The sequence below is a fragment of the Streptomyces sp. NPDC048275 genome (assembly GCF_040652275.1).
Lineage (GTDB): Bacteria > Actinomycetota > Actinomycetes > Streptomycetales > Streptomycetaceae > Streptomyces.
The window spans coordinates 1-1,562 of the sequence record NZ_JBEZLR010000250.1; the positions used below are offsets into that span (position 1 = coordinate 1).

Annotated in this window: 2 protein-coding genes; both read right to left on the minus strand. The window is 63.1% G+C overall.

Features of this window, described 5'->3' with window-relative positions:
- Positions 1-69: 69 nt before the first annotated feature.
- Positions 70-330: a hypothetical protein gene (locus tag AB0D57_RS47715; protein ID WP_362088771.1), complete on the minus strand. Its 261-nt coding sequence runs from the start codon at positions 328-330 to the stop codon at positions 70-72.
- A gap of 464 nt (positions 331-794) precedes the next feature.
- Complete coding sequence (locus tag AB0D57_RS47720) at positions 795-1,514, minus strand: reverse transcriptase domain-containing protein (RefSeq protein WP_362088772.1); 720 nt, start codon at positions 1,512-1,514, stop codon at positions 795-797.
- Between the last annotated feature and the right edge of the window lie 48 nt (positions 1,515-1,562).

The window sequence follows — 1,562 nt, forward strand, 5'->3', positions numbered from 1 at the left end:
GCGCATGCGAAGGCCCCTATACCGACCAGTCGGACAAACCGGGGCAAGGCGCCGAATCAGCGAGACCGATCAGACCGCTGACGAATCGAGGCTGATGCCGCCCTGCGGCTTCGGGATCTCCACCATGCGCACCGGCGGCGGAAAGTAGCAGCCTGAGGACATCCGGTTCCAGATCTTGTACAGGTTTCCCCGCAGATCTTCCTCGAACTCCTCGATGGCCACCGCGTCCACGCCCGGCGCGCCCTTGTTCGCCCTGACCTTCTCCCAAGCCTCCATCACCAGCAGCTTCGGAATACCGAACGGCTTGACCGGTGCCTTCAACTCATCCACGCCAATTCCTCCCGGAGTACTTCCGGTTGATCGAATGAACAAGCCACGAACGACCCGGCCCCTTCGCTCCACCCCCATTACAGGGGCTTCACCGCTACTACGAGCCGGTCCGCCGGCGCACGCCTGGCATGGGCGTACGCCTTCTCCTGTTCCGCACAGATCCCGCAGATCGGGCTCGCGCCACCTTCACGCCGGACACCACCTGGCCAGGAAGCGGACACCCGCCAGGCTCATCCCGGGGAGCCTTCAAGCCCCGGTTTCGATGTCGTCCAAGCATTTCGACGCATCAGCAGTGGTTCGCTCGCGCTCGCCTTCCCGATCCCCACCTGACGCCCTCTCAAGGACGCCTTTTCCTCCGACGCTCACCACGACGGTCTGCCGAGTAGCCGGGGGGAATCTCACCCCCCGGCTCTCACAGAATCCGTGCGTAACAGTCTCCCGTTACACGGCTCTTGCCACTCTGATCACCAGGCCACGGACGCAACCGTGGTCCACCTCCAGTGCGCAAACATGCGGGGGTATCGATCGGCGATCTCCCACATCTTCTGGAGCGCTTTCCTCAGCGCCGCGAGCTTCTTGTATTTCTGGCGGATCCACCGCACCAAGTAGGCATTGATGCGCATCAAGAGGGGAGTCAGTGCTGACCGGTAGAACCGGCCGAAGTACTGCATCCAGCCCCGCACAATCGGATTGATCCGTCGCGCGAGTTCCACGAAGGAGAGGTCGGACCGGGTATGGAGCCGCCAACTGCGGACTTCCGCGCTGATCCTCTTCAGAGCTTCCTTGCTGATCGCCGGCTCGAATGACGTGGACCGCCGTCCGTGCTTGTTCCGGCTTTCGCGTGCGCGAAACGTGTACCCCAGGAAGGTGAACTCCGCCTGCCCGAAGGGCCGTCGGCGCTTCCCGTCCAGGCAGTACACGATCTTGGTCTTGTCGGGGTGCAATCGCAGCCCGACCTCCTCCATCCTGTCCATCAGCGTGGCCAGCACGTCGCGGGCCTGACGCTCCGACACGCAGTGCACGACCGCGTCGTCGGCATAGCGCTCGAACGTGATGCCTGGCCACTTCCGCGTCAGCCACGTGTCGAACGCATAGTGCATGAACAGGTTCGCCAGCACGGGTGAGACCGCTGAGCCCTGTGGGGCAATGCCACGTAGATAAGCAGTTCGGTGATCTCTTTCCACATGTGCACAGCGACACGCCCGGGCTGGCTGTGGATAGTCAACGGGTAT